The 22563-nt window shown below is 28.4% G+C and carries 22 protein-coding genes; 6 read left to right on the forward strand and 16 right to left on the reverse strand.

From position 1 onward, the window contains the following. Positions 1-12 precede the first annotated feature (12 nt). Positions 13-834 (forward strand): aldo/keto reductase, encoded by an 822-nt coding sequence (locus tag T324_RS0107995; RefSeq protein WP_028329761.1) that lies wholly within the window; start codon positions 13-15, stop codon positions 832-834. 82 nt (positions 835-916) lie between these two features. Here the strand turns inward: T324_RS0107995 and T324_RS0108000 are convergent, their stop codons facing one another. The 5 genes from T324_RS0108000 to T324_RS0108020 all read right to left on the reverse strand — a co-directional run bounded on the left by T324_RS0108000 (position 917) and on the right by T324_RS0108020 (position 5953). Then, positions 917-1612, reverse strand: coding sequence for a hypothetical protein (locus T324_RS0108000; protein WP_156920157.1), 696 nt, complete (start codon positions 1610-1612; stop codon positions 917-919). A gap of 250 nt (positions 1613-1862) precedes the next feature. Next, positions 1863-2891, reverse strand: coding sequence for a hypothetical protein (locus tag T324_RS0108005; protein WP_028329763.1), 1029 nt, complete (start codon positions 2889-2891; stop codon positions 1863-1865). A gap of 19 nt (positions 2892-2910) precedes the next feature. After that, positions 2911-3726, reverse strand: coding sequence for a TIGR00282 family metallophosphoesterase (locus T324_RS0108010; protein ID WP_028329764.1), 816 nt, complete (start codon positions 3724-3726; stop codon positions 2911-2913). Positions 3727-3753: 27 nt separating this feature from the next. Further along, positions 3754-5283 carry a ribonuclease Y gene (rny, locus tag T324_RS0108015; protein WP_028329765.1) on the reverse strand — a complete coding sequence of 510 codons (1530 nt, stop codon included), beginning with the start codon at positions 5281-5283 and terminating at the stop codon, positions 3754-3756. Between the two features lie 130 nt (positions 5284-5413). Beyond that, positions 5414-5953 (reverse strand): rubrerythrin family protein, encoded by a 540-nt coding sequence (locus T324_RS0108020; protein ID WP_028329766.1) that lies wholly within the window; start codon positions 5951-5953, stop codon positions 5414-5416. Between the two features lie 188 nt (positions 5954-6141). Here T324_RS0108020 and T324_RS0108025 point away from each other — a divergent pair, with 188 nt between their 5' ends. The 5 genes from T324_RS0108025 (at position 6142) to T324_RS0108045 (ending at position 10221) form a co-directional block, all read left to right on the forward strand. Beyond that, complete coding sequence (locus tag T324_RS0108025; RefSeq protein WP_028329767.1) at positions 6142-6762, forward strand: cytidylate kinase-like family protein; 621 nt, start codon at positions 6142-6144, stop codon at positions 6760-6762. A 73-nt stretch (positions 6763-6835) separates the two neighbouring features. Continuing rightward, positions 6836-7336: a DUF2262 domain-containing protein gene (locus T324_RS0108030; protein ID WP_028329768.1), complete on the forward strand. Its 501-nt coding sequence runs from the start codon at positions 6836-6838 to the stop codon at positions 7334-7336. A gap of 33 nt (positions 7337-7369) precedes the next feature. After that, on the forward strand, positions 7370-8275 hold the full coding sequence (gene rsmH / locus T324_RS0108035) for a 16S rRNA (cytosine(1402)-N(4))-methyltransferase RsmH (protein WP_028329769.1): 906 nt from the start codon (positions 7370-7372) through the stop codon (positions 8273-8275). A gap of 18 nt (positions 8276-8293) precedes the next feature. Continuing rightward, positions 8294-8647 carry a septation ring formation regulator EzrA gene (locus T324_RS0108040; protein WP_028329770.1) on the forward strand — a complete coding sequence of 118 codons (354 nt, stop codon included), beginning with the start codon at positions 8294-8296 and terminating at the stop codon, positions 8645-8647. Between the two features lie 56 nt (positions 8648-8703). After that, complete coding sequence (locus tag T324_RS0108045; protein ID WP_028329771.1) at positions 8704-10221, forward strand: UDP-N-acetylmuramoyl-L-alanyl-D-glutamate--2,6-diaminopimelate ligase; 1518 nt, start codon at positions 8704-8706, stop codon at positions 10219-10221. 51 nt (positions 10222-10272) lie between these two features. Here T324_RS0108045 and T324_RS0108050 read toward each other — a convergent pair whose 3' ends face one another. The 11 genes from T324_RS0108050 to dnaB all read right to left on the reverse strand — a co-directional run bounded on the left by T324_RS0108050 (position 10273) and on the right by dnaB (position 22536). After that, positions 10273-10968, reverse strand: a complete 696-nt coding sequence (locus T324_RS0108050) for an L-ribulose-5-phosphate 4-epimerase (RefSeq protein WP_028329772.1) — start codon at positions 10966-10968, stop codon at positions 10273-10275. A gap of 95 nt (positions 10969-11063) precedes the next feature. Continuing rightward, the gene (gene araA, locus T324_RS0108055; RefSeq protein ID WP_028329773.1) at positions 11064-12557 is read right to left on the reverse strand and encodes an L-arabinose isomerase; all 1494 of its coding nucleotides are present in this window, start codon (positions 12555-12557) and stop codon (positions 11064-11066) included. Positions 12558-12578: 21 nt separating this feature from the next. Beyond that, a complete protein-coding gene (locus T324_RS0108060; protein ID WP_028329774.1) occupies positions 12579-14255 on the reverse strand; it encodes a ribulokinase in 1677 nt (558 codons plus the stop codon). Between the two features lie 105 nt (positions 14256-14360). After that, positions 14361-15335, reverse strand: coding sequence for a galactofuranose ABC transporter, permease protein YjfF (yjfF, locus tag T324_RS0108065; protein ID WP_028329775.1), 975 nt, complete (start codon positions 15333-15335; stop codon positions 14361-14363). Continuing rightward, positions 15328-16380, reverse strand: a complete 1053-nt coding sequence (locus tag T324_RS0108070; protein WP_211232584.1) for an ABC transporter permease — start codon at positions 16378-16380, stop codon at positions 15328-15330. Before T324_RS0108070 ends, yjfF begins: the two co-directional genes overlap by 8 nt. 2 nt (positions 16381-16382) lie before the next feature. After that, entirely contained in the window at positions 16383-17879 is a 1497-nt protein-coding gene (locus T324_RS0108075) for a sugar ABC transporter ATP-binding protein (RefSeq protein ID WP_038375142.1), read from the reverse strand. A 70-nt stretch (positions 17880-17949) separates the two neighbouring features. Continuing rightward, positions 17950-18945 (reverse strand): ABC transporter substrate-binding protein, encoded by a 996-nt coding sequence (locus T324_RS0108080; RefSeq protein ID WP_028329778.1) that lies wholly within the window; start codon positions 18943-18945, stop codon positions 17950-17952. Between the two features lie 140 nt (positions 18946-19085). After that, the gene (locus T324_RS0108085) at positions 19086-19361 is read right to left on the reverse strand and encodes a helix-turn-helix domain-containing protein (protein WP_028329779.1); all 276 of its coding nucleotides are present in this window, start codon (positions 19359-19361) and stop codon (positions 19086-19088) included. Continuing rightward, positions 19354-20193: a hypothetical protein gene (locus T324_RS0108090; RefSeq protein WP_038375145.1), complete on the reverse strand. Its 840-nt coding sequence runs from the start codon at positions 20191-20193 to the stop codon at positions 19354-19356. The genes T324_RS0108085 and T324_RS0108090 overlap by 8 nt, the downstream gene beginning before the upstream one ends. A 128-nt stretch (positions 20194-20321) precedes the next feature. Beyond that, positions 20322-21128 (reverse strand): MlaE family ABC transporter permease, encoded by an 807-nt coding sequence (locus T324_RS0108095; RefSeq protein ID WP_028329781.1) that lies wholly within the window; start codon positions 21126-21128, stop codon positions 20322-20324. Between the two features lie 7 nt (positions 21129-21135). Next, on the reverse strand, positions 21136-22536 hold the full coding sequence (gene dnaB, locus T324_RS0108100) for a replicative DNA helicase (RefSeq protein WP_028329782.1): 1401 nt from the start codon (positions 22534-22536) through the stop codon (positions 21136-21138). Positions 22537-22563 lie beyond the last annotated feature (27 nt).

Here is a 22563-nt window from a genome sequence, read left to right on the forward strand (position 1 = left end):
GGATAAATTTATATGATTAATCTCAAATTAAATAACTCTATAGAAATGCCTATATTTGGTCTCGGTATATACAAAATGACTAATCAAGAAGAACTAGAAAATGCCGTACAATGGGCTATAGATGCCGGATATAGAAAATTTGATACAGCACAATTTTATAATAATGAAGAAGAACTTGGTAAAGCCATAAGAAAAACAGGAATTAAAAGAGAAGAAGTGTTTATAACAACAAAAATATGGAATACTCAACAGGGATATAATTCTACAAGAAAATCATTTGAAGAAAGTTTAAAAAAACTTAATATGGATTATGTTGATTTGCTTCTTATCCATTGGCCTGGTCAAAATAAAGAAAGATATCTAGACACATACAGAGCATTGGAAAATATTTGTCAAAGTAAAAAGGCTGTATCTATAGGATTAAGTAATTTTGAAATAAAACATTTAAATGATATATTTGCTCATTGTAATATAGCACCTGTTTTAAATCAAATAGAAAGACATCCTAACTTAATCAGAAATGAATTGGTAGAATTCTGTAAAAAACATAATATAGTTGTAGAGGCTTGGTCTCCTTTAGCAAGAGGAAAACTATTAAATAATGATACAATAAATAAAATTGCTAAAAAATATAATAAAACTCCTTCACAAATCATATTAAGATGGGATATTGAAAGCAATATATCAGTTATACCAAAATCTGTTACTAAAGAAAGAATAGAAGAAAATATTAATATATTTGATTTCAAACTAGATAAAGAGGATATTGAAAGTATAAATAAGTTAGAAAATGGTGACAGAATAGGAGAAGATCCATTAATTTTTGATTTTTAATAATAAAATAATAGTATGAAAATAGCTATCACTGTATAAGCAGTGATAGCATTCTATTAATAAAACTTTTTCAGTTTATGAATTATCTATAAATATATTTCTTATTATAGAAAGGCTGATAACGATTTTCTTTATCTAAAAATGAATTCTGATATGAAGGATATAAAACAACTGTACCATCTTCATTTACATGGCCTACAGGATCATACTCATAAAAAGGTAAAAGGGAATTTTTATAATAAACTGTATCTGAAGGTCCCCATTTCAATGGAACATCAACTCCAAATACTTTATCCTCTTCTACTGGAACACCATATATATAAACATATTTTGTACGTGTATCTATTGCTACAAGAGTATTATCCAATGATATTATTCCGCCGCCTTTTCCTGTAAATCTATAGAAATAAAAACGTTTTATAACATTAGCATTCTCTGCATTTCTTTTTTTAGTGTATAACGGATTGTATCCTCTGTATTGATAGTACTGCATACTAGATATAAAAAATAATCCGGCACTAGAATTTTTACCCTTATAAGTATATTCTTTAGTTTCTGAATTATTAAGTTCCCAATACTTATCTTCTGTCTTTTCTATAAATTTAAAGCTAGGTACATTATTTCCATCAAAAGAAGCTACCAAAAGCCAATTATTAAATTTTGAAGCACTAAAATTAGGATTATCAGATGCTCTTTGCACTGAATTTTCAGAAAATAAAGGAGTAATAGCAATTAATGCCGATATAACTAGTGTATAAAAAAATAATCTATTAATCATAAGCAAATCTTCTAAAAATATTTATTTATAGTGTTAATAATATATTAAAAACCATATAAGTAAATATACCATTTTACTAGTTTAATATAAATTTTCTATTAAATAGAGAAAAAACTAAAAAAATACAAATTACATAAAACATTTAATACTAATTTAACAACACTTTAGAATTATTGTTGCTAAATTAGTGAACATTTTAATTATTATGTCTTATTATTGATATGCTAAGAGATTATTTTAATTTAAATTATTATTTTTTATTGTCTATATTATCGCTATCTGAATTTTCAGCATCATTTTCATCGATTATATTATCTTTAGATGGATTTTCAATATTATTTTTCTCATCTTCAGGTAATTCTATATTTTTTGTATCTTTAATTTTATTTATACCTCTTATTTTTCCATACAATACAGCAAATATAAAATAATATGCTATACAAACTATAACAGCTGATAAGCTATAAGGTAATAATGCCATTTTAACATTATAAACAGTATTAAATAAATAATTATATCCATAAGGAAAACCTATATATATAAGCAAAAATAAAGGTATTACAAGAAATAACCAGAATTTATTTTTATAAACCTTATCTCCAAAAACATAAGAAACTATAATAGTTAATATAGATATTGCTGTAAGATATGATATTGTACCTCTATCTAGTTTAGCATTAGCAAAATCTAGCTCTAAAAAATTCATCAAGATTATACCAGAAACAGATGTAAGGAATATTCCTATCATCGTTAAAGCTATAGAAAATATAATTTTAAGTAAAAAAATTCTATTGGAAAATTCTTTTTCTTTATGAGGTAGTATCTCGACAATCCATAATATTATAGAAAAACTAAATGTTTGCAAAAGTAATTCAGGTAAATTAATTAAATGAAATTCTATAGGTAATTGAGTATATATAAGTCCTTCTATAGAAGAAGGTGCAGCAGATGGTACAGATATTATACCTATACATACAAGTATAAGCCATAATATGAACCATCCAAACTTAGTTGCTATAACCTTTCTTAAAGGATACAAGGCAATGGAAATAAATATTGCTCTTATGGGTTGTAAAAATGGTCCTATAACAGTTAAAGGAGATTCAAACCCCCTCATAAAATCTGCCACAACATTATTGCTATAAACTGTACTATAATCCATAAAATTTGAGAATATAATACCTAACACTATATAGGTTAATGTATGTATAATAGCAACTTCAATATAGAATATTATAAAATGTCTAATAATTATTCTAGGACTATTATTACCATCCATAGCTAAACTCTAAATAAAACTATTTTTCTTGTCTTTCAACAATATCATTATGGTATACTATATTTATTCTTTTTATAGAATGTGCTTTACCTGTTGCACTGTCAACTTGTACAACAATACCATTAATCATAGGGCTTGTAGTTTCAACTTCAAATCTATGAGGCATTCTTGTAACAAATCTTGCTATGGCCGGCTCTTTTTTCATTCCTATTACAGAATTATAGCTTCCGCACATACCTATATCTGATATATAAGCTGTATGAGATGATAATATTTTTTCATCAGCAGTTTGAACATGTGTATGTGTACCGAATATACAAGAAACTTGTCCTTCAAGATAATAAGAAAATGCTATTTTTTCAGCAGTGGCTTCTGCATGAAAATCTATAAATATAATATTTGTTCTTTCTTTTATATGTTTAATTGCAAGATTAGCTTTTTTAAAAGGGCAGTCCAAAGGATCCATAAAAGTTCTGCCCATAAGGTTTAAAACTCCAATCTTACAATCCAACATATCATATATATAATATCCAAGACCAGGAGCATCATTAGGATAATTATATGGTCTAATAAGCCTATGTTCATTACCTATCAAAGCAAAAACATCTCTATTATTCCATATATGATTGCCTGAGGTCAATACATCTATTCCGCAGTCAAATAATTCATTTGCTGTATCTCTAGTTATACCTATACCATTAGCAGCATTTTCACCATTAGCTATAATAAAATCTATATTATTTTCTAGCTTTATCTCTTCTAAGTGTCTTCTTACAGCATAACGGCCTGTAACACCAACTATATCGCCAAGACATAAGATATTCTTTATAGACATTTTCGCATCTACCTTTACACAAATAAATTATCTTGCAACCTCAACTGCTCTGGTTTCTCTAATAACAGTAACTCTTATTATTCCAGGATATTTCAACTCATCTTCTATGCGTTTAGCAATATCTCTAGCTATTTGTTTAGCCTGCATATCGTCTACTATATCACTTTTAGCCATAACTCTAAGCTCTCTTCCTGCTTGTATAGCAAAAGATTTTTCAACACCATCAATACTATCAGCAATTTTTTCCAAATTATCCAAGCGTTTTATATAGCTTTCAAAAGATTCTCTTCTAGCACCAGGTCTTGCCGCACTAATAGCATCAGCAGCTTTAACAATAACAGCCTCAACAGTTTGAGTATCAACATCATTATGATGTGCTCTTATAGCATTAACTACCTCTTCTTTTTCGCCGCATCTTTTAGCTAAATCTGCGCCGCTCATAGCATGAGAGCCCTCGCCTTCTGTTTCTATAGCTTTACCTATGTCATGCAAAAATGCACTTCTTTTAGCTAAATCAACATTTGCTCCTATCTCAGCAGCTATCATAGCAGCTATGTTAGCAACTTCTTTACTATGAAGAAGCATATTTTGACCATAACTAGTTCTATATTGAAGTCTTCCCATATGTCTGATTAATTCATGATGCATAGTAGTTAAATTCAAATCTACAATAGCATTTTCACCAGCTTCCATTATGGAATCTTCTACTTCTCTTCTAGTTCTTTCAACAACCTCTTCTATTCTAGCAGGATGTATTCTTCCATCTAAAATAAGCTTTTCTAAAGAAACCTTAGCTATATGCTTTCTTACAGGATCAAAACAAGATATTACAACTGCTTCCGGAGTATCGTCTATGATAATATCTACACCGGTTAATGTTTCAAGCATTCTTATATTTCTACCTTCTCTGCCTATTATTCTACCTTTCATTTCCTCACTAGGCAAAGAAACAGAAGTTACAGAAGATTCTTGTGCCACCTCACTGGAAAGACGCTGTATAGTTTGAACTATAATTTCTCTAGCCTTTCTCTCGCCTGTTTCAATGGCATTTTTTTCTATATTATCAACTATTTTAGCAGCAGATTTTTTGGCATCTTCTTCTATATCATTTATTAAATTAGCTTTAGCTTCCTCTTTAGTGAGTCCTGCTATTCTTTCTAATTCTTTTTCTTCATCTTCTATGAGATGCTCTAATTTATCTTCCTGCTCCTTTATCTTTTTCATCTTATTCTCAATATTATGCTCTTTATTCTCTAAATATTGAGTTTTTTTATCAAGATTAGCCTCTCGTTGTAGTACTCTATTTTCTAATTTCTGAATTTCAGCCTTTCTGTCTCTGTTCTCACTCTCCAATCTATTACGCTCTTTTTGTATTTCAGAATTAGCTTCAGAAAGCATAGTTTTCCTTTCATTATCTGCCTTTTCTCTTGCACTTTGAAGCAACTTATGTGTTATTATTTCCGTAGAGTTAAGCTTTATTTTAGCTATAACAAAACGGGTTATATATCCAAAAACAAAAGCAACTACAACGAAGGTGATTGTTATACCTATATTCATTATTCACCCCGTTATTTAATACTAATTATTTTAAAAATAATATTCTTACATTAAAATAACATAATTTAACTATAAAGTCAATAATATTATTTACAAAAGAATAAATAAAATTTGTAGTTTTTAAATTTAATTAATATTTTTGGAACATCTTTCCGGAACCTCCGCAAGTCTCACAAGTCTCTGGAGATTTATCTCTATATATGTTGCCGCAGCTTGGGCAAAGATAAAAAGTAACTTCTTCATCTTTATTTAAGAAATTATCTATTATATCTTGGAATAACTTAGCATGTTCTGTTTCAACTTTACCTAATGAATTTACTGTATCGCTTACTAATTTATTTTTCTGCTCAACAGCAACTTGTGCTAACTGAGGATAAAGTATTGTAGATTCATAAACTTCACCTTTTATACCTGCCTCCAAATTCTCTTTATCACTAGCTGGGGTAACAGGATTTATCTCCGGCACAAATTTATTCATATCTAATCCGCTTCTTAAAGCCAACTTTCTCATTTTTTCAGCATGTATTTTTTCAGCCAATGATGTTGTTGAAAATACTTTTTGAATAGCTTTATTTTTAGATGCTTTTCCAAATAAACTATATCTATTTGCAGCATTTGATTCACCTTGAAATATTGAATATAAAACTTCTTCTAATGTTTTAGCAGCCATAAATTATACCTCCAAAATATATTAAAATAAAATGTTTTTTAATAACATTAACTATATGATATCAATTTGTAAAAAAAAATCAAACTATTTTTTTAAAAACTATTAAAATATATGAAGGTAACCATATAGACTAAATTTTTTTTTATATTATAATAAAAAAATATATATTAATTTGTGGTATATTAAATATGGATAGGAAAATTATAACTATTAGCAGACAATATGGAAGCGGCGGAAGATATATAGGAGAAATGCTAGCTAAAAAATTAAACATTAATTTCTATGATAAAGAATTAATAGAAGTTGTAGCAGAAAAAACAGGAATAAATAAAGAATATCTTGAATCTAAAGAAGAAAAATTTACAAATGACAATCTTTTCTTCAGTGCATTTCATAAAGAACATTTTTCAAGCCCTTTTTCTTCTAAAATTACATATTCTACATTAGATAGGATGTTTGAAATTCAAAGCGAAGTAATAAGAAATATAGCAGCAAAAGAAGAATGCGTAATAATAGGAAGATGTGCAAGTTTCATATTAAAAAATTTATACGAATGTTTTAATATTTTTATACATGCTCCAAATAAAGAAAGAATAGAAAGAATAACAAATCAATATGGAATAAAACTGGATCAAGCAGAAAATGTATTAAAAAATACAGACAAATACAGAGCAAATTATCATAAATATTATACAGGAGAAGAATGGGGAAATATGGTTAATTATAACCTAACATTAGACAGCGGATACTTTAGTGATGAGGACATATGCCAAATAATAATAGAAGCAATTAAATATAAAAAAAAATAATAAAAATTTGAAAATTACAAAATATATTATTATATTTATAATAATCAATAATTTGAAATTATGAAGGTATTTTATGAAAAATAAGGATATAAAAGATTTTTACGAAAATGACTATTTTTCCTATGAATCTCATTGTGATTTATGGGGAGATGAAAAGATATTACTATTAATAGATTTCGGAGATGTACCAAATAAGTCAGAAATGCTGTTAAAACATATAGATAAAATAAATGAAATATTAAAATGGATCAATGAACATAAGCAAAATATTTCAGAATTTCTTATTTCAAAACAATGTCTTACTTTAGCAGAAGAATGGGTTTCTACATGTGAAGAATTAGAGGAAAACACATACAAGAATCAATTAGGTGAAATAATAAATATACCTATAAAAGAAGAAGAATTTTTTAATGCTATGTATATAGATACATTATTAATAGACTTTGATGAAGACGAAACAAGACCTGATACAACAATGCATATATTATTTGAACCTGATTATTTTAAGCATCATTCATTAATAGTTTATGTTGATGGCGAAAGAAATATAGAATATGGTGATATAGCAGGATAATTTTAGCGCATCATTTTACCGATAATATTAGAGATGATTGGTAAAAATGATGAGTTAGAAATAGTACATACTCCTGTTATGTTAAAAGAGGTTTTGAGTTTCATACCTGAGAATGCCAAAATAGCTATTGATGCCACTTTAGGCGAAGGCGGGCATACTAAAGCTATGTTGGATTTAAATCTTGAAGTTCATAGTTTTGAAAGAGATAAAAACATCCTCGAAATTGCTAAAAAAAGGTTACATGAATACAGCAATTTTCATTACTATAATAATACATACAACAAAATGACAGAATCTCTTGATAAAAGTATATTAGGCAATATAGACTTTATGCTTTATGATTTAGGGGTTTCATTATTTCATTTCAAAAAAGCTGAGAGAGGTTTTTCATTTAAAGATAATGTTAAATTGGATATGAGACTTGGAATAAATGAAAAAAGTGCTTATGATGTTATTAATTTCTACAGTGAAAAAGAATTAGAAAGAGTGTTAAAGGAATATGGCGAAATTCATAATGCCGCTAAAATTGCTTCAATAATAGTTAAAGAAAGAAATAAAAAAAACATAGAAACTTCAAGAGAATTAGAAAACATAATATTTCATAATACTGATAAATCAAAAAGATATGGAAAAATTCATCCCGCTACATTGGTATTCCAAGCTATAAGAATAGAAGTAAATGATGAATTAAATATACTTAAAGATTCTATATCGCAAATACCAAATATATTAAAACCAAATGGAATTGCCGCTGTGATTAGTTATCATTCACTAGAAGACAGAATAGTAAAGAACTTCTTTAAAGAAAATGAAAAGACAAAAAATAAAGAAGGCATATTTAAACTACTAAATTCTAAGGTTATAACTCCGACAAATGAAGAAATAAAATCAAATCCAGCAAGCCGAAGTGCTAAAATGAGAGTAGTTCAATTAATATAATTTTTTTATGGAGAAAATATGAATAGGCATCAAAATAATACAGATAAAACTCAAGTAAAAGAAAAAAAAACCTACTCTATAGGTTCATTCTTTATCATTCTTCTTTTATTTGTAATCACTATAAGTATATTTACTTTTGCAAGAAATGTTAAAGCAAATGAAATACTTGTTGAAATATCTAAGCTGGATAGAGAAATAGAACGTTTAGAAAAAGAAGTAAAAGTATTAAGTGCTGAAGAAGCTGAATACTCATCTCCAAACAGATTCATAGAAACAGCAATAATGAATGGTTTTACATCTGCCGGAGAAAATAATAATAATGATATTTTATATTTAAAAATAGAATCTGAAAATGAGAAAAATTACCATTAATATTATTTTTAGTATATAATATACATTATAAAAAATAATATTAAATGGAATAAACAATGAAATTCTTTAAAGAACTTATAAAAAATTATAAAACTCAAAAACAATTAACAAAAGAATGCTTAAACTTAGAAATTAAAGGAATAGCTTACAATTCAAAATTAATCAAGAAAAACTATATATTTGTTGCCATAAAGGGGTTAAAAGATGACGGACATAAATATATAGAAAGTGCTATCAACAATAAAGCAAGTATAATAATATACGATGCTTCCGCTGATAAAAATTTTATAAAAGAGTTAGAAACAAAATACAATAATATATATTTTGTATCTGTAAAAAATCCTAGAGAATGCTTAGCTTATATATCAGCAAAGTTCTATGATGAGCCTACTAAAAAAATAAATACAATAGGAATAACAGGAACTAACGGAAAAACTACTACTACATATTTATTAAAATCTGTATTAGAAGCCAATAAAAACAAAACAACTTTAATAGGCACTATCAAAAATATGATAGGAAAAACAGAAATTAAAACAAATTTAACTACTCCTGAATCTATTGATTTAGAAAATATCTTTAATAAATCATTAAAGAAAAATATATCTCATATCGTAATGGAATCATCATCACAGGCACTTGCTATGAACAGATGTGATTACTTACAATATGATACAGCAATCTTTACTAATATAACAGAAGATCATCTTGATTATCATGGAGATATGCAAACTTATCTTAAAGCAAAGTTAAAATTATTCTCTCTTCTAAAAGATAGCTCTAAAAAGAAAAAATTGGCCATAATAAATATAGATACTGATAATTTCAAGCAAATATCAAATTACATAAAAAAACTTGATATAAAAATGGTTACTTACGGGCTAAATGAAAAAGCTGATTATTACGGAAAAATAATCTCTTTAAACTCTAAAAATACAGAATATAAATTTTATGCAAAAGGAAAATTTATATCAAAAGTAAAATTATCAATGCTTGGAAGATTCAATATACTAAATTCATTATCTGTTTTAGCTTATTGTTATGAATACAAACTTGATATAGAAAAATCTATAAAAGCAATGAAAAAAGTACAAGTAGCAGGAAGATTTGAAATAGTCACAAATGAAAAACATCCTTTTATAGTTGCTGTTGATTATTCCCATACTCCTGACAGTTTAGAAAATATTTTAGTAGAGGCTAAAAAATTAAATCCTAACAGAGTTATAGTGGTATTCGGATGCGGAGGAGATAGAGACAGAAAGAAACGCCCTATAATGGCTGCTATAGCTGAAAAATACGCTGATATAGCAATACTTACTACAGATAATCAAAGAACAGAAGATATTAATCAAATAATGAATGATATTGAAAAAGGATTTAAAAATAATAATTACAAAAAAATTATTGATAGAAAAGATGCTATATTTGAAGCAGTGAAAGAAGCCAAAGAAAATGATATAGTTATAATAGCTGGAAAAGGACATGAAACTTATCAAATATTCCCAGACAAAACTATACATTTCGATGACAGAGAAATAGCCAGAGAAGCTTTAACTGAATTATATAAAAAATAAATAATTAAAATATAAAAGCTGCATTATTTTTATAGTGCAGCTTTTAAAAAATTAATTTTGACCATAATATGAATTTTTACCATGTTTTCTAAAATAATGCTTATCTAATAAATACTGTTCAACTCTTTTAATATCTTTATTTATTTGTATAGTTCTATATGCCATTTTAGCAACCTCTTCAAGAACAACAGCATTATAAACAGCATTAGCAACATCTTTTCCCCAAGCAAAAGGTCCATGCGATGATAATATAATTCCTGGTATATCCATAGGATTAATATTTCTTTCTTTTAATGTTTCTATTATAACTAAACCGGTATTCTTTTCATAATCGCTTTCTATTTCTTCCTTAGTCAAAGCTCTAGCACAAGGTATATCTCCGTAAAAATAATCAGCATGAGTTGTACCTAAAGCAAATATATCTTTTCTAGCCTGTGCCCAACTAGTAGCGTAACTTGAATGCGTATGGACTATAGCACCTATTTCAGGAAAAGCTTTATATAATTCAATATGCGTAGCAGTATCTGATGATGGTTTATATTTACCTTCTTTTTTGTTTCCATCTAAATCAAGTATAACCATGTCATCAAATTTCATTGTATCATAATCTACACCGCTGGGTTTTATAGCAAACAGTCTGCTTTCTTTATCAATACCGCTTACATTTCCCCAAGTGTAAATAACTAAATTTTTTCTTACAAGTTCAATATTACCATCAAACACTATTTTTTTTAATTCATCAAGCATAATACACCTTTGATAACATTTGCTTTCTATTATAAAACAATAAAAATATCTTATAATAGAAAGCAAATAAAAATTTAATATTATGAACAAAAATATTATCTCATATTCCAATAAGCTTCATTCCATCTCATTTCTTTTCTAAAATCATTAACTTTAGTATTTTCATCTATAACTAAAAGTTCTATTTGAGCCATTTCAGCATAATCTGCTAAGTAATCAACATTGATAGCATTAGAATAAGTAGTATGGTGTCCGCCTCCTGCTAATATCCAAGCTTCAGCAGCTGTAGTTAAATTAGGAGCAGGTTTCCAAAGTACTCTTGCAACAGGAAGTTTAGGGAATTTATTATCTTCTATTTTAACAGCATTAACAACATTAACAGCCATTCTAAATCTATTTCTCATCTCAACTATAGAAGCACATAAAGCAGGACCAGCCTGTCCATTAAATACTAAACGTGCAGGAGCTTCTCTATCTCCTATACCTAATTCATGAACTTCTATATTAGGTTTAGAATCTGCTATTGAAGGACAAACTTCAAGCATATGAGCACCTAAATTCATCATATTATTTTCTTCAAAATGATAAGTGTAATCTTCCATGAAAGAAGTACCACCTTTCAAACCATTACCCATAACTTTTATTGTTCTAACTAAAGCAGATAATTTCCAATCTCCCTCAGCCCCGAAACCATATCCATCTGCCATTAATCTTTGAGTAGCTAATCCAGGAAGCTGCTTCATACCATGCAAGTCTTGGAATGTATTTGTGAATGCCTTAGCATTTTTATCTTTTAAGAATGCTTTTATAGCTATTTCTGTTTTTGCCTGTTCTTTTATATGAGATATAGTATATTCTTTATTATCCCCATAAATTATATTATAAGTATCTTCATATTCTTTCATAAGTTTATCTACATCAGAATCAGTAACTTGATTCATGTATTTAACTAAATCTCCCACTGCATAATATTGAACAGACCATCCAAATTTAATCATAGCTTCAACTTTATCACCATCTGTAACAGCAACATCTCTCATATTATCACCGAATCTTACAATGGTCATATCCATACCGTCTACATAAGCAACAGCAGCTCTCATCCATATAGCCATTCTATCTTGTACATTTTTATGAGACCAATGTCCTGCTATAACTTTTCTAGGTATATTCATTCTTGAAGTAGCAAAACCAAATTCTCTATCTCCATGTGCCGATTGATTTAAATTCATAAAATCCATATCTATTTTATCGTAAGGTATTTCAACATTAAATTGAGTATTTAATTCCAACATTGGTTTCTTTAATACACTCAATCCTTTTATCCAAGTTTTTGCAGGAGAAAATGTATGCATCCAACATATTACTCCTGCACAATTAACACTTGCATTTGCTTCATTCAATTGAGACAAAATTTTATCAGAATCTGTTAATATCTCTTTGTATACAATTTTATATGGAAGTCCGCTATTATTTAGAGCTTCTACTATTTTTTTAGAATTAGCCCTTACTTCTTTTAAAGTTTCTTCTCCATATAAATATTGACTGCCTGTCAAAAACCAAAATTCATATTTAGATAAATCTATCATAATATTTTATCCTCCAAATAGTTAATTATTATTAATTAAATCCTCACTAAATCTAGCAAGTTCTTTATATTTTTTATATAATTTTTCATATATCTCAACATTTTCTTTTATAGGTTTATGTATCCTTTCAATACCAGCGGATATTGCATTTTGTGCTTCAAAAACTGTATCATATAATCCATAAGCCTTAGCCGCAAAAACTGCAGCCCCTATAGCAGGTGCCTGATCATCTTTAGTTACATATATTTCCCTATTTGTTACATCTGCTAATATTTGCATACCTAATACGCTTTTCCTAGCAACTCCACCTATAGCCATAACCTTCTTAATCTTTATTCCGCCATCCTCAAAACATTCTATTATAGCTCTTGCCCCATAAGCAGTAGATTCCAACAACATTTTCATAAAAACAGGAGCATCAACACCTAATGACATACCGAATATAGTAGCTTTTAAATTTTGATTAGCAAAAGGAGTTCTTCTACCATTAATCCAATCTACAGCTACAGGGGAATTCTCAGTAGTTTTTATTTTGTTAGCTTCTTCCTCTAATAAAGGCAATATTTTCTTTTCAAATATTTCTGTTTCTTCTTCTGTACTTTTTATTATATTTTTATAAGGCCACATCAAAATATTTCTAAACCATGAATAATAATCTCCATAGGCTGACTGACCTGCCTCATAACCTATATAACCTTCAACTACAGAGCTATCAACTTGACCGCATATACCCTTTACTAAATTTTCTTTACCGCTAGGTATATTTCCGATTGTAACATCGCAAGTTGAAGTACCTATACTTTTTACCAAAACTCCTACATCAACCAATCCTCCAACAGCACCTATATGAGCATCATAAGCCCCAACACAAACTAATATACCTTCATTAAGCCCTAATTTCTCAGCCCATTCTTTAGTCAAATATCCCTCTATAGTTTCTGTTGAATATGTTTCTGTTCCTAAAGAGTCTCTTATATCACCCATTTTAGTATCAAATTTATCAAAGAAACTTCTAGGAGGATATCCGCCCCAACTTTTATGCCACATGCATTTATGACCGGCTGCACATCTGCTCCTTTTGATAGTATCAGGATTGGTATTGCCGCAAAGAATAGCTGTTATCCAATCGCAATGCTCCATAACTGTATATACAGCCTCTTTTACAGCTTTATTATTTCTAATAACATGCAAAGTTTTAGCCCAAAACCATTCTGTAGAATAAACTCCTCCAAGATATTGAGTATAATCCACATCATTGCTATGAGAAACTTCATTAATTTCATCTGCTTCTTTTACAGAAGTATGGTCTTTCCATAATATAAACATAGCATCTGGGTCATCTTTAAACTTTTCACTCATTGCAAGAGGCATTCCGTTTCTATCACATAAACAAGGTGTAGAACCAGTTGTATCTATACATATACCTCTAATTTTTTCTGCTGCATTACTAAAATTTTTATTTGCTATATCAAGTGCCTTATTAACAGCTTCTGTTAAACTTTCAATATAATCTAAAGGATGTTGTCTAAATTGATTTATTTTTTTATCACAATATAAACCTTTTTTCCATCTTTGATAATAACTTACATAAGTACCTATAACATTACCATTAAATGCGTCCAATATAACAACTCTAACTGAATCAGAGCCGAAATCCGCTCCTAACATATAATGCTCATTAACATTAAAACTTTTCATTTTACTATTCTCCATTTTCTACCAATATGTTTCCTAAAGGGTTTTTAATAGAATAAAAACCCTTTAGGATTTGAAATTATATTAAAGAACATTAATTAATTTAACTTAATCAACATTTGTCTTTTTAATAAAAAATGTTTGGAAAAGTATAAAGAATAAAAGGAGTATACCTATAGCTATTCTAGTCCACCATGAACTTAAAGTTCCTTGGAACATTATTAATGTTTGTATAACTCCCAATATTAATACTCCAAAAAGAGTACCTATTACATTTCCAACTCCTCCTGATAAAAGAGTTCCTCCTATAACACATGAAGCTATAGTATCTAATTCGCCTCCTTGTGCATGTAATGAATATCCGGATAACATATATAAAGAGAATACAATGCCAGATAATGAGGCGAGAAAACCATTAATAGTATATACTATTACTTTTGTTTTCTTTACACCTAATCCCATTAACATAGCAGACTGTTCATTACCGCCTATAGCATATAATGTTCTTCCAAACCTAGTATATTCAAGAATGATATATGCTGTAATCAATACTATTATTGCAATTATTACATTAAAAGTTATAGAACCATTTATAAACGGTATTTTGAACAATGCTATTTTTTGAAACAACTCATTATTAATAGTTATAGATTCCGTACTAATTATATAACATAATCCTCTTGCTAAAAACATTCCTGCAAGTGTAACTATAAAAGGAACCACATTAAATATACTTATAACTATTCCATGTACAAGACCAAATATAGTACCTACAGATAATCCAGCCAATATAACAATAGCAGGGTTTATACCAGCTTTTTCGCTTAAATGTGCTACAACCATAGTAGTTAATGCTATTACGGAACCAACTGAAAGATCTATACCGCCTGTTATAATAACCATAGTCATGCCTGCTGCTGTAACCATCATGAAAGCATTATCTATAAAAAGATTATAAAATACTTGAGCTGAAAAGAATCCTCTAAATAATATGCTACCTATTATAAACATTAATATAAATAAAGTAATGGTTATTAATACTGATATATTTTTTTTAATAAATGATATTAGTTTATTACTCATATAATTTACCACCTTTCTTTGAAAATGGTTTTGCAACAAAATTTCTGAATTCTTCTGATTGTATCAAACTTATAATAAATACAACTATAGCCTTTATAACTAAAGTAATTTCTGGAGGAACACCGGTAGAATATATAGTTGTAGTTAAAGTTTGTATAATGATTGCGCCTATTACAGTACCCATAATATAAAATTTACCGCCGTTAAGTGAAGTACCTCCTATTACAACAGCTAATATAGCATCCATTTCAAATAACAATCCAGCATTATTAGCATCTGCACTTTTTACATTAGAACAAACTATCAATCCTGAAATAGCAGAACAAAATCCGCAGAAAGCATAGGAGATAAATAATATAATACTAGCTTTTACACCTGACAATCTGCTTGCCTCTCTATTTATACCTACAGATTCCAAAAATAATCCAAGTGCTGTTTTCCTAGTAAAAATTATAGTTAATACTATTATTACAACAGATATTATTATAGTAAAAGGTATTTTAAATATATATCCATTACCTATAAAGAAAAACGGAGCATAATAAACTGTTATAATCTCACCATTTGTAATAAGCTGTGCTATACCTCTTCCAACAACCATTAATATAAGAGTAGCTATAATTGGAGGTATTCTTATTTTTGATACTAAGAAACCATTCCAAGCACCGCATAAAACTCCAACTAATATTGCTATAGTAATAGCTAAACCCATAGGATAATTAGAAACATAATTTTGTGTTCCATCTGCAAGCAATACCAATTTTCCTCCTATTAAACTAGCAACAACAGAACCAGTTATTGATACAATAGCTCCTACTGATAAATCTATTCCCCCAGTAGCAATAACTAATGTCATGCCTATAGCAACCAACATTATAGGAGTAGCCCTATGCAATATATCTATTAAATTACCGTATAATCTATCCCCCATTATCTCTATCTTAAAGAAATTAGGAGTGAATATTAAATTATAAAGTAATATAATACATAAAGCTAAAATAGGCCAAAAATATCTATATTTTCTTAATTTATTTAATTTTTCCATAATCATTTTTCCTGAGCAATACTATTTAATATATTTTTTTCATTTATATCATTTCCAAAAAGTTCTTTTATCTTTTTATTATCTTTAAATATTACAACTTTATCTGATGAACGTATAACCTCTTCTATCTCAGAAGAAATAAATATAAATGACATACCTTTATTACTTAAATCCAACATCATCTTTTGTATCTCTGATTTTGCTCCTATGTCTATTCCTCTTGTAGGTTCATCTAATATTAATAATTCCGGATCTGTACAAAGCCACCTTGCCAAAAGAACTTTCTGCTGATTTCCACCACTTAAAAATTTAATTGGCTTATTAGCATCAACTGTTACTACATTAAGTGCCTTTATATACTTATCAGCCATTTCTTCTTGTTTCTTTCTATCAATATAATTAAATATTCCCTTCTTAGCCTGTAAAGCCAAAATGATGTTTTCTCTAATACTTAAATCACCAATAATTCCTTCTAATTTTCTATCTTCCGAACAAAAGCCTATTCTATTATTAATAGCATCTATAGGCTGAGAAAAATCTTTCTTTTCATTTTTTATAAAAATACTGCCTGTATCCTTTTTTACAGCTCCGAAAATAAGTTTTGCAGTTTCACTTCTTCCAGAACCCAACAAACCGGAAAATCCAACTATCTCACCTTTATTAATATTGAAAGATACAGGATTCATATAAGTCTTTTTTCCTATATTATCAATCTTAATAAAGTCATCCGTATCTTCTTTGTATTCTTTTTTTACTATAGAATTTGATATATCATCATATTCTTTTCCAAGCATCTCTTTTATCAAATTTAATTTGCTTAATTCAGAAGTCTTATGACTTCCAACCAATTTTCCATTTCTTAAAACTGTTATAGTATCTGATACTTTATATACTTGATCCAAAAAATGGGTTACAAAAATTATTCCTAAACCTTCATTTTTTAATTTTTTCATAATATCAAAAAGCTGATTAACCTCATTTTCTTCAAGCGATGATGTTGGTTCATCTAGTATCAATATTTTAGCATTCAATTGCAAAGCCCTTGTAATGGCTATCATTTGCTGTATACCCAAAGAATAATATGATAGAGGTTTAGTAACATCTATATTTAAATAAAGTTTATTTACAGCCTCAAAAGCATTGTCAATTAATTTCTTTTTATCAATGAGTCCAAATTTTTTGGGCTCTCTGCCTATAAAAATATTTTCAGCAACAGTTAAATTACCGCATAAATTTACTTCTTGATAAACAGAACTAATTCCCATTTTTTGAGCATCTAAAGGCGAATTAGGATATATCTTTTTACCTTCTAAAATAATTTCTCCGCCATCCAGTTTATGTACACCTGTAAGAACTTTAATTAAAGTAGATTTACCGGCACCATTTTCCCCCATTAATGCACATACTTCTCCAGAATTTAAAGAGAAATTTATATCTTTTAAAGCCTGAACACCAATGAAGTATTTCTGTATATTTTTCATCTCTAAAATAGTATTCATAATATTTTCCTTTTTATTTGGATATTTAATTAAAGTATAATTAAATATCCAAACATATTAGAAATTTATATTAATATTGTCTGTTAGGGAATTCTTGAGCAGCAACTTCAGCAGGGAATATACTTTCTTCTACATATAAAGATTTAGGTACTTCCTCTCCAGCTACTACTTTTTTCACTGTTTCCATTAATAAGTCACCAAATAATGGATTACATTCTACAGTACAATTAAGTTTTCCAGCCATCATAGCTTCAAAAGCACCTCTAACACCGTCTATAGATACTATAACTATATCTTGTCCAGGTTTTTTTCCTGCTTCCTCTATAGCTTGTATAGCTCCTATAGCCATATCATCATTATGAGCAAATAATATATCTATTTTTGGTTCTGCTTTTAAGAAAGCTTCCATTACTTCTTTACCTTTTGCTCTAGTAAAATCACCTGTTTGAGAACGTATTATTTTATAATTAGGATAGTTAGAAATTACCTCTGAGAAACCTTTTTGTCTGTCATTAGCAGGAGAGCTTCCAACAGTTCCTTGAAGTTCAACTATATTTAATTGTTCTGAACCTCTGCCTAATTTATTCATATATTCTACTAACCAATTAGCTGCTTTTTTTCCTTCTTCTATAAAGTCAGAGCCTATAAAAGCTACATATAAATCATCGCTGCTTACTGCTGCTCTTCTATCTGTAACTATTACAGGAATATTAGCTTGTTTTGCTTCTTGTAAAACTGCTTCAAAACCAGATTCTACTACAGGTGAAAAAGCTATAACATCTACTTTTCTAGCTATAAAACTACGTATAGCTTTTATTTGATTTTCTTGTTTTTGCTGAGCATCTGAGAATACTAATTCTATATTAGCATTAGAAGCAGCTTCTCTTATAGATTTAGTATTTGCTGTTCTATATTCACTTTCAGCACCAACTTGAGCAAAACCAAGAACTATTTGCTTATCTCCGCTGCTTGCTCCTGCACTATCTCCAGCATTTTGACCGCCTCCAGAACAAGAAACTATAAAAAACATTAAAGAACAAATAATAATAGATAATTTTTTAAGCATATTAAGCCCCCAAATATTTTATTTATATATTTTAAATTATATAAAAAGGGAGAGTGTTATATACTATAATTATTACTTTTATACTATAAATTTGATTTATTTAAAAAATTATTATATATTCCGAATTTTTAATTGAGATATTAATTACCTTTTTTTACACAATATTCATCCCTAAATTTTTTAGGAGTAGTTCCTGTCCATTTTTTAAATATTTTTATATAATGACTTTGGGAATAAAAAGAAAAATATTGTGCTATTTCACCAAATGTATATTCACAATAAATAAGCATATTCTTGGAAAATTGTATTTTTTCTCTCTGTATATAATCTTTTATTGTAATACCTTCTTGTTTACTGAATACTCTTGAAAGATACTCAGAATTTGTATATAGTTTTTTAGCTATGTCTTTAACCACTATTTTTTTTATTGATATTCTTAATGATTATCTCTTTACATTGATTTACTAAATAATTCTTATTATCAATATATTCATTATTTTTTTGATTGTATACAAATTGAGCAAAATAAAAATGAGCTTCTCTCTCTATAGACTGTATATGTTCTATTTTATTAGTATCTTCTAATTTTCTCACAAAATTATCACAAATTGAAAAAGCAATCTCAGAGGAAATACCGCCATCTATAGCAGCTCTGCTTGATAAACATATATGACATATAGCTACATTTTTGTATGAACGAATTTTATCTTTAGCCATAGTACCATATTGACCTATAAACTTCTCATCTAAACTTTGTTTTAAACTTTGTAAATCTCCGTTTCTTATACTTTCTAATATTCTTAATTCTCTATCATATGGATTATGAAAAGTATTATTGGAGTAAATATTTATATATGTATCTGTAATTCCTTTATTAATGTTATGCAGTAAATCATCGTTTATAAAATTTTTAATCAACATCTCATCATAAGAAATATTGGTATCATTATATAAATTATGTACAAATAAAACTTCCTCACAAAATATATCTAAAGGAATTTCATGTATATTGTTTATATTATTATATGCTGAGTATATGCAATTAGGTCCTATTATAATTTTTTTATTATCTAAAAAAATGCATGAATAAACTATATTATCTTTATCTATATATAAAATAGGATAATATTTATTTGAATTTGTTAAAAGATAATTTTGAAGTTTAGCATCTATATTATTTTCTTGTATACCTATAGCTTTTTCTTCAATATTATATAAGTTATATATTCTAATAGGAGATTGAATCATTTTTAAAATATGACTGCATATATATTCTATATTCATCCTATTTTTAAAGTATATAAACTTATTATAAATATTCAATATTACAATATGATATTATCAATAAAAATCCTTAGAATAAACAAATATATATACTACATTCCAAACATACCAAGTATTGAAACTAATAAATAGTCAGTTATAAGAATTATCATAAAGCTATAAACAACACTTGTAGTAGTAGCTTTACCAACACCTTCAGCACCGCCGGAAGTTCTAAATCCATAGAAACATGATATAAGCATAACTTCAGCACCAAATATAGTTGATTTAATTAAACTTCCTATAAAATCCCCAATGGTAATAACAGCAATTGCCCTATCAAAATAATGTATAGGATCACTATGTAAAACAAATACTGTAACAATAGCACCGCCTAAAACCCCTATAACATCAGCAGAAACTGTAAGCATAGGTAAAGATATAACAGCAGCCCAAAACCTGGGCACAGCAACATATTCTATTGGATTGGTATATAAAGTCTTCAAAGCATCCAGCTGTTCGCTTACCTGCATAGTTCCTATTTCGGCTGTAACGGAGCTACCTACCCTTCCTGCAAAAATTAAAGCTAAAAGCATAGGAGATAACTCTTTAACCATAGCTTTACCAACCATAGATCCTACAAACTGAGATATACCTTTTAATACGCTATCCAAAACAACAGCTATTTGCAATGACATAACCATACCGGTACAAAGAACAGTAACACCGGCAACAACAAAGGAATCTACTCCCATTCTCACTATTTGTTCTCTTAAAAGTCTAAAAGAAAAATTTGGTCTGAAAGTATATTTCAATATTTCTATTTGTAAATTTGCAAATTCTCCCAATGTAGCCAAAAAATAAGTTATCTTATTTTTAATCCCTTTACGTAATTCTATTTTAACATCAAATAATTCCATAATAAAATTACTCCTTCTCATAAGGTTTTATATTTTCAAATCTAGTTTGATCTGCTATGAAATTAAGAGGCAGTCCATCAAGTATAGCACCATTTCTATGTTTTGCAAGTATTACTTCTACCTGATTTGTCCTATCATCAATAACTTCATCTTCTTTATTCTCTTTATTTGGTCTTTGTCTATGCAAAAACATAACTATATCAGCATCCTGCTCTATAGATCCTGACTCTCTAAGGTCAGAAAGTCTAGGTTTATCCTGTCTTTGTTCAACCGCCCTTGAAAGCTGTGCTAAGGATATAACTGGCACATTAAGTTCTTTAGCCAAAGCCTTAAGCCCTCTTGAAATATCTGCTATCTCCTGCTCTCTTGTGCCATTTCTTCTTGACTGAGCACCGGAATGAATTAACTGCAAATAGTCAACAACTACAAGTTTTAAATCAATATTTTTTCCAGAAGTTTTGCTCATCTCAGCAAATTTATATTTCATCTGCCTAGCTTTTCCGCGTATCTCCATTATAGTTAATTGGCTTGAATCATCTATTAAAAGATTTGCCTGAGATAAACTATTAAATGTATTTCCAAGTTTAACCCATTCTTGTTTTTCTAAATCACCAGACCTTATTCTTGATAAACTTATTCTAGCCTTGCTTGCAATCAATCTTTCTACAAGCTGCATTCTGCTCATTTCAAGTGAAAAAAATCCTATTCCAAAACCAGCCGTTTCAATGTTTGTTATAACATGCTCAACGATATTAAGAGCAAAACTAGTTTTACCTACAGAAGGTCTTGCCGCAAGTATTATTAAGTCAGAAGGCTGAAATCCGTGAGTTACTTTATCCAATCCTATAAAACCGGAAGGAACTCCTGTAACTGTACCTTTATGTTTTTTTCTGCTTTCTATAGTAGTTAAAGCTTCATACAATAAATCTCTAATATGAATAAAATCATTATCTAATCTTCTTTGAGTAATCTCAAAAATTCTCTTTTCAGCAAAATCTGCTATTTCTTTTGTTTCAGAATCTTTTGCATCATAAGCAGACTTTTGTATATCCTGAGTTGCATTTATCAAATCTCTTAATAATGATTTTTCTGCTATAATCTCAGCATAATATTTAGCATTTTGATGGAATGGAGTACCATCTATAATACGCATTAAATATGCTTCATCATTTTGAATAATTTTTTCAAATAAATTATTCTCTTTAAGATATCTTAAAGTTGTTTCTGCATTTATAGCTATGCCTCTATTATGCATTTCTATAATGCTTTCATATAACATGCGATTTCTTTCACTGTAAAAATCAGAAGACTTTATTTTGGAGAGAGATACCGATATGGCTTGAGAATTTTGAAGCATTGCACCCAATAGAGACTCTTCAGCCTCTATTGAGCATGGTGTATTATTCATTGAATATTATGCCTATTGTTAGTATTG

Source organism: Brachyspira alvinipulli ATCC 51933, assembly GCF_000518245.1.
GTDB classification, from domain to species: domain Bacteria; phylum Spirochaetota; class Brachyspiria; order Brachyspirales; family Brachyspiraceae; genus Brachyspira; species Brachyspira alvinipulli.

Coding starts and splice junctions, on each gene's coding strand:
- T324_RS0107995 (WP_028329761.1), top strand. CDS start 13: ATGATTAATCTCAAATTAAATAACTCTATAGAAATGCCTATATTTGGT.
- T324_RS0108000 (WP_156920157.1), bottom strand. CDS start 1,612: ATGATTAATAGATTATTTTTTTATACACTAGTTATATCGGCATTAATT.
- T324_RS0108005 (WP_028329763.1), bottom strand. CDS start 2,891: ATGGATGGTAATAATAGTCCTAGAATAATTATTAGACATTTTATAATA.
- T324_RS0108010 (WP_028329764.1), bottom strand. CDS start 3,726: ATGTCTATAAAGAATATCTTATGTCTTGGCGATATAGTTGGTGTTACA.
- rny (WP_028329765.1), bottom strand. CDS start 5,283: ATGAATATAGGTATAACAATCACCTTCGTTGTAGTTGCTTTTGTTTTT.
- T324_RS0108020 (WP_028329766.1), bottom strand. CDS start 5,953: ATGGCTGCTAAAACATTAGAAGAAGTTTTATATTCAATATTTCAAGGT.
- T324_RS0108025 (WP_028329767.1), top strand. CDS start 6,142: ATGGATAGGAAAATTATAACTATTAGCAGACAATATGGAAGCGGCGGA.
- T324_RS0108030 (WP_028329768.1), top strand. CDS start 6,836: ATGAAAAATAAGGATATAAAAGATTTTTACGAAAATGACTATTTTTCC.
- rsmH (WP_028329769.1), top strand. CDS start 7,370: ATGATTGGTAAAAATGATGAGTTAGAAATAGTACATACTCCTGTTATG.
- T324_RS0108040 (WP_028329770.1), top strand. CDS start 8,294: ATGAATAGGCATCAAAATAATACAGATAAAACTCAAGTAAAAGAAAAA.
- T324_RS0108045 (WP_028329771.1), top strand. CDS start 8,704: ATGAAATTCTTTAAAGAACTTATAAAAAATTATAAAACTCAAAAACAA.
- T324_RS0108050 (WP_028329772.1), bottom strand. CDS start 10,968: ATGCTTGATGAATTAAAAAAAATAGTGTTTGATGGTAATATTGAACTT.
- araA (WP_028329773.1), bottom strand. CDS start 12,557: ATGATAGATTTATCTAAATATGAATTTTGGTTTTTGACAGGCAGTCAA.
- T324_RS0108060 (WP_028329774.1), bottom strand. CDS start 14,255: ATGAAAAGTTTTAATGTTAATGAGCATTATATGTTAGGAGCGGATTTC.
- yjfF (WP_028329775.1), bottom strand. CDS start 15,335: ATGAGTAATAAACTAATATCATTTATTAAAAAAAATATATCAGTATTA.
- T324_RS0108070 (WP_211232584.1), bottom strand. CDS start 16,380: ATGGAAAAATTAAATAAATTAAGAAAATATAGATATTTTTGGCCTATT.
- T324_RS0108075 (WP_038375142.1), bottom strand. CDS start 17,879: ATGAATACTATTTTAGAGATGAAAAATATACAGAAATACTTCATTGGT.
- T324_RS0108080 (WP_028329778.1), bottom strand. CDS start 18,945: ATGCTTAAAAAATTATCTATTATTATTTGTTCTTTAATGTTTTTTATA.
- T324_RS0108090 (WP_038375145.1), bottom strand. CDS start 20,193: ATGATTCAATCTCCTATTAGAATATATAACTTATATAATATTGAAGAA.
- T324_RS0108095 (WP_028329781.1), bottom strand. CDS start 21,128: ATGGAATTATTTGATGTTAAAATAGAATTACGTAAAGGGATTAAAAAT.
- dnaB (WP_028329782.1), bottom strand. CDS start 22,536: ATGAATAATACACCATGCTCAATAGAGGCTGAAGAGTCTCTATTGGGT.